At 42.6% G+C, this 6347-nt stretch carries 4 protein-coding genes, 2 tRNA genes and 1 pseudogene; 6 read left to right on the forward strand and 1 reads right to left on the reverse strand.

What is annotated here, in order from left to right:
* Nucleotide 1: 1 nt before the first annotated feature.
* Nucleotides 2-319 (forward strand): annotated as a pseudogene (gene rimI, locus AB5916_RS14775) (ribosomal protein S18-alanine N-acetyltransferase); the annotation flags it as partial.
* Here rimI and AB5916_RS14780 read toward each other — a convergent pair.
* On the reverse strand, nucleotides 221-2902 hold the full coding sequence (locus AB5916_RS14780) for a YfhO family protein (protein ID WP_368191585.1): 2682 nt from the start codon (nucleotides 2900-2902) through the stop codon (nucleotides 221-223). The pseudogene rimI and the gene AB5916_RS14780 overlap by 99 nt on opposite strands.
* A 269-nt stretch (nucleotides 2903-3171) precedes the next feature.
* Between AB5916_RS14780 and AB5916_RS14785 the strand changes: the two genes are divergently transcribed.
* From AB5916_RS14785 to AB5916_RS14805, 5 genes are all read left to right on the forward strand, one after another.
* A complete protein-coding gene (locus tag AB5916_RS14785; protein WP_158422312.1) occupies nucleotides 3172-4101 on the forward strand; it encodes a ribonuclease Z in 930 nt (309 codons plus the stop codon).
* A complete protein-coding gene (tsaD, locus tag AB5916_RS14790; protein WP_158422311.1) occupies nucleotides 4091-5110 on the forward strand; it encodes a tRNA (adenosine(37)-N6)-threonylcarbamoyltransferase complex transferase subunit TsaD in 1020 nt (339 codons plus the stop codon). The genes AB5916_RS14785 and tsaD overlap by 11 nt, the downstream gene beginning before the upstream one ends.
* A gap of 1 nt (nucleotide 5111) precedes the next feature.
* Entirely contained in the window at nucleotides 5112-5807 is a 696-nt protein-coding gene (ispD, locus tag AB5916_RS14795) for a 2-C-methyl-D-erythritol 4-phosphate cytidylyltransferase (protein WP_173729069.1), read from the forward strand.
* A gap of 106 nt (nucleotides 5808-5913) precedes the next feature.
* Nucleotides 5914-5999 (forward strand) — tRNA-Ser (locus AB5916_RS14800).
* 98 nt (nucleotides 6000-6097) lie between these two features.
* Nucleotides 6098-6187, forward strand: a tRNA-Ser gene (locus AB5916_RS14805).
* Nucleotides 6188-6347 lie beyond the last annotated feature (160 nt).

Here is a 6347-nt window from a genome sequence, read left to right on the forward strand (position 1 = left end):
CATGGAGATAGAGAAAGACCTTTTTTCTGTTCCCTGGACAAAGGAAGGTTTCCTTACTTTTGTGCTTAAGGACAATGCTATGTTTCTGGTAGTAGAGGATAAGGGAGAGATTATTGGGTACTGTGGGCTTCTGATGGTTCTTGACGAAGGTGACATTACGAATGTTGCAATCAAAAGAACCCGCCAGAAAGAGGGAGTTGGCGGGTTCCTTATGCAAAGTTTAATCAGACTTGCCGGTGAGAGAGGGATTACCACCATTCATCTTGAAGTCCGCGCGGGAAATTCTGGGGCTATTCGTCTTTATGAACGCTCTGGATTTACCAGAGATGGGATCCGTAAAGGTTACTACTCTGATCCTGTGGAGGATGCGCTTCTTATGACGTATCGCCAGAATTGAATATGCAAGGCTTTCAAAGAGCAGGCCGCAGGATGCGATCAGGCTGATCAGTAAGCCAGCTCTTTTACCGGGTGCATGGAATTTTAATTGGATTTCATGTGCCCCTTTTTTTAACGGAAATCCTGCAAATGCTTTGTTTACAGTCTGTACTGGAATTTCTTTACCATCTATAAATGCCTGATATCCTTTGGCATAGGCAAAGGATGTGACAAAATATCCATCCTGATCCATGGAAATGGTGCCTTTCAATAATTCACTGCCTTTGGTGCCTTGATTGTGGAAAGTGACGATCCCTGGATGATGAAATGTGGATAATGGCAAAGTATAGGCAGTAATATTGGTTATTTTATAATTTCCTTTTGAAAATACCAGATCCAGATTGGAAAGTCCTTTTTCGGAAGAAAGCATATAGGTAAAGGTATTGTTTTGGTTGGGGTAGGGTGCATTGCTTCCGGAAAGACAGTTCTTAATTCCGTTTATGGAAACAGAAATATCTGAAGCTCCATCGTAAACTACATCAAAGGAAACCAACAACAGTTGTGATGCGGAGATATTTTTTGGGAGATTTCGGGTGATGGATATCTGTTTCTTTGTGCTTTTTCTGGCAAAAAAGTTTTCTGGCAGAGCGTAAGGCTTCATCTGGGACTGATAGGCAGAACTATTTGATGCCACTGAATCAGGTACAATCGTACGGTTGACAAGAGTATCCAGGTTCTGGGGATAGGTCAGTCGGTCAAAGGAAGCTTCACTTATAAGCGAAGTACTTCCATAAGCCAAAGGAAGTACCTGATCATTTTCAGCCAGAACATGGCCATTTTTCTCGGCCTTTATCCGGTATCCGGCAGGCAGCTGTTCTTTGGTTGTCTGGATATAACGGACGCCCATCAGATATTCTTGGAAAGGATTGCTGTGCATGGTGACTGCAACCCGGTTGCGGTTACTGATGGAGTTACGGAGAGTATCATAATAAAATTGATTGTAGGTACTGTTAGATACGGAAGAGTAGATGCTGCTTCTGTTCTGGGTACCCCATACCATATAATTGCTGTTGGTGTACGGACGCTCCAGAGTATCCATCCTTGCTTGTGAGTCCTTGCAAAGCTTCAAGATCTGGCTGTCGGAAAAAGTACTTCTGGAGTCATCTGTGGCAGAAACATATTCTTCCCTTCCGGATTTATTCAGATAAATCTTGGCAGGCAGCACCAGGATCAGGAGAAAAGCCAGTCCCTGTGCCAGAAGCTTTCTTTTTTTACAAATTGATCCGGAAGCAGAAAATAAGACCAGACATAACCCATCTAATGCCATCAGAATCTTGAACTGGTTATCATGGGAAACAAAAAGAATCTGTATGATAACCGGAATCAGACAGCATAGTGCAAGGGGAAGGCTGTGACGGATTCGCCTGGCTTTTAATTCTTCCAGTGTAAGTGCTGTCAGGTAAAGGATCAGCGGCATGAATGGGATCAGGCTTTTGGGACGCACATATAAGGTTCCGTTCAGGATCCAGTAAAAAATATTAAAAAATAAAAAACACAGTAAAATGCAGGCAAAGGATCGGGTTGATTTTCGACGGATGCTTAATAAAATTGCGTAAAGGCAGATCAGGGTAAGCCCGCATCCATAAACACTGTAAAGAAGACTGTCCATTGTTGGGTTGACAGTAAGGATCTTGTACAAAGGAGTAGGAGCTACATCTTTTTTATTTTCCAGGATGGCAAGTCCGGTGGGCAGCAGAACTGCCATGGACAGGCAGACTGCAGCAGCAGTACTGAGAATGTAGCCGGACCACAGCTTTATAAAACGTCTGGGAACTTTGCTGTAAACCTTGCACAGGCTTTGGGTAGAGAACCAGTAATACAGAGTACAGGATGCAAAGCAGGCAGGGAAAAAGTAAAAGCTATGGAATAAAATCATCAGGTAAGAAAAAACGATGCCCATATTTGTCCGTGTTTTTTGAGGAAAACTATTAATCATGGATTCCGCCTGCTGATCAATGGCAATCAGCGTCAGGATCACAAAAGGCAGGTAGTTTACAAACATGATCTGTCTGTGAGCCTGAAACAGACAGTTTGCACAAAGGTAAAGGAAGCCTGCACAAAAACAAGATGTGTCTGTAAGCCCCTTTTTGTAAAGCCAGTAATATAGGAGAAAAATCCCGAGGAAAATCTCAAAAACTGCATATCCCTGGATGATGGCAGCAACGGATATATCAGGTAGAAAATACGATAAAAGTACATCCGGCCGGAGCATCCCGTAGTAGGACAAGGCAAAAAAGTTGGTACCTCCTCCAAGACCAGAGAAATCGGGAAGAAGCTGCCCGGTGGCATAAAAGTGCTTACGCATATAATCTGCAAGAGTAACATGCTGGCAATACCAGTCTGTCTGGGAGCCGTACATGCTGCCGGATGGAAGTGTAAGTAGAATCAGCAGTGAAGCTGCACCAAAAAGAAAGAGAATGCACAGCAGACTGCGTCTGGTAAGTTTTGGTTTTTGATTCAAATTCATAATGTTCCTTTCCTGTCTGACGAATCTTATATCGACCGTGCAGATTTTACATCAAAAACAGAAGTAAGGCAATCACTTTTGAAATTTCTTTTTTGACTTGCATTCTATAATAAACATAAGAGATGAAAATATACATTAAAAAAATATAAAAAATTCTTAAGAATATGAAAAGAAAAGCGGAAGGTATTCCAAACAGGTTTTTACTTGTTTTAGAATCTGGATTGTGATACACTTTTTCACAGAAAAAAGTAAAGAGGAATAAGAAATATATGTTAGATATTTGTCTTGTTGGAACTGGCGGCATGATGCCTTTGCCCAGAAGATGGCTTACAGCACTTATGACCCGGTATAATGGCAGCAGCCTTTTGATTGACTGCGGCGAAGGTACACAGGTGGCTATCAAGGAAAAAGGATGGAGCTTTAAGCCTATAGATGTGATTTGTTTTACCCATTACCACGGAGATCATATCAGTGGTCTTCCGGGACTGCTTCTTACCATGGGAAATGCAGACCGTACAGAGCCATTGACCCTGATTGGGCCAAGAGGGCTGGAACGAGTGGTAAATGCCCTGCGTGTGATTGCACCGGAATTGCCTTTTGAAATTCGATTTATGGAGATCACAGGCGCAGAGCAGACTTTTGAAATAAATGGATATCGTATCACTGCATTTAAGGTAAATCACAATGTACTTTGTTATGGATATACCCTGGAAATTTTAAGACAGGGCAGATTTTCGCCGGAAAGAGCCAGAAGCCAGGGGATTCCCCTGAAATTCTGGAATCCATTACAAAAAGGTATGACAATGGAAGAAGACGGAGTAGTATATACTCCAGATATGGTTTTAGGACCGGACAGAAAAGGATTAAAAGTTACTTATACAACAGACACCCGGCCTACAGAGTCAATTTTGAAAAATGCAAAAGGTTCTGATCTTTTTATCTGTGAAGGAATGTATGGTGAAGAAGATAAGGTGGAAAAGGCAAAAGGGTATAAGCACATGACTTTTAAGGAAGCGGCTTTCCTTGCCAGGGATGCAAAAGTAGAGCAGATGTGGCTCACTCATTACAGTCCTTCCTTGATCCGTCCGGATGATTACATGGATAAAGTCAGAGAAATATTCCCAAATGCCTGGCCTGGCAAAGATGGGAAGAGTTTGGAATTAAAATTTGAAGAGGAAGACGAAAAAAATGAAAGATAATTTGATCCTAGCGATAGAAAGCTCCTGCGATGAGACAGCGGCATCGGTTGTAAAAAACGGCAGAACCATTTTGTCAAATGTTATCTCATCACAGATCGAGCTTCACAAATTATATGGTGGTGTTGTACCGGAGATTGCATCCAGAAAGCATATTGAGAAGATTAATCAGGTTGTGGAACAGGCACTTTCGGATGCAGGAGTAACATTAGACGATCTGGATGCTATAGGTGTTACCTATGGTCCTGGCTTAGTGGGGGCACTTCTGGTGGGCGTTGCAGAGGCAAAGGCCATTGCTTATGCCAAAAAGCTCCCATTGGTAGGCGTGCATCATATTGAAGGGCACGTGTCTGCGAATTATATTGAACATCCGGATCTTGAGCCGCCGTTTTTATGTCTGATCGTTTCCGGAGGGCATACCCATCTGGTGATCGTAGAAGATTACGGGAAATTCCGCATTCTGGGAAGGACAAGGGATGATGCGGCAGGAGAAGCTTTTGATAAGGTTGCAAGGGCGATTGGACTTGGATATCCGGGAGGGCCAAAGATCGATAAGCTTTCGGATGAAGGTAATCCGGATGCTATTGTATTTCCAAAAGCCAAAATCGAAGATTGTCCATATGATTTCAGTTTCAGTGGTGTGAAGTCAGCGGTGCTAAATTATCTAAATGGTGCAAAAATGAAAGGGGAAGAAGTAAACCGTGCAGACATTGCTGCTTCTTTCCAGAAAGCAGTGGTGGATGTACTGGTAGAACATACTATGCAGGCGGCAAAGGATTTCCATATGGATAAAGTGGCTATTGCAGGAGGAGTTGCTTCCAATAAACATCTTCGTGAGGCTATGGAAAAGGCATGCAAAGAGAATGGCTTCCGTTTTTACCGTCCGTCTCCTATTTTTTGTACAGACAATGGAGCAATGATCGGGGTGGCTGCTTATTATGAATTTATGAAGGGAACGAGACATGGGTGGGATCTGAATGCAGTTCCTAACCTGAAATTGGGAGAGCGTTGAAATGAGTGAGAAATGTACTGCAATTGTTCTGGCGGCAGGAAAAGGAAAGAGAATGCACAGCAAAATACAGAAACAGTTTCTGGAAATACAGGGATATCCGGTGCTATATTATTCCCTGCATTGTTTTCAGGAAAGCAGTATGATTCAGGATATTATTCTGGTAACAAGTGAGGATGTTATTTCCTATTGTAAAGAGCAGATTGTGGATAAGTACGCATTTTCAAAAGTTACCAGGGTTATTCCTGGTGGGAAAGAACGGTATGATTCTGTATATGCGGGGTTACTGGCTTGTGATAATCCAGATTATGTATTTATACATGATGGTGCCAGGCCGTTTATTAATGAAGAGATTCTAAGAAGAGGGCTTTCGGCTGTACAACAGACAGGAGCTTGTGTAATTGGTATGCCTTCCAAAGATACCATAAAGATTGCGGATACCCAGGGAAATGTACTGGAGACACCAGATAGAAATTGTGTATGGACGATCCAAACACCGCAGATTTTTTCTTACGCTTTGATCTGCAGGGCACATGAAAGCATCCGAAAGAAGGATATGAGCAAGGTGACAGATGATGCTATGGTTGTGGAGCAGGAAACAGGAGTGAAAGTGCGGTTGGCACAGGGCTCATATAGGAATATAAAGATCACAACGCCAGAGGATCTGAAAGTAGCACAGGCCTTTTTTCAGGAGAACTAAAAAAGATTTGAAAAACTAAAAAATTGTGTTGACACAAGGCATGATTGGTGATAAGATAATCAGGCACTGACAGAGAAAAGGTTGGTGTATGTATTTACAAACATCTGGAGAGATATCGAAGTGGTCATAACGAGGCGGTCTTGAAAACCGTTTGTCCGCAAGGGCGCGTGGGTTCGAATCCCACTCTCTCCGCTTCTTGCAGGAAAATAAAAAAGTGCTTGACAAAGCATGACCTGTGAGTTACAATAAATAACGCTTCATTTGTGAAATGAAGAGTTGTAGGGCGATTTGGAGAAGTACCCAAGCTGGCCGAAGGGGCTCCCCTGGAAAGGGAGTAGGTCGTTAATAGCGGCGCGAGGGTTCAAATCCCTCCTTCTCCGCTTGAATCTGAAAAGATTCAAAAAGTTGTTGACAATGGCAGGAGATTATGATATAGTAATCAAGTTGCTAACAGACAACATGGACATTGATAACTAAACAGTGAAACACATACGATTCTCGAAAATTCTTTTACACTACGATCACTTGACGAAGCGAAGC

The sequence above is a fragment of the Blautia sp. 1033sp1_1033st1_G9_1033SCRN_220408 genome, from assembly GCF_040929965.1.
Lineage (GTDB): Bacteria > Bacillota > Clostridia > Lachnospirales > Lachnospiraceae > Blautia_A > Blautia_A ammoniilytica.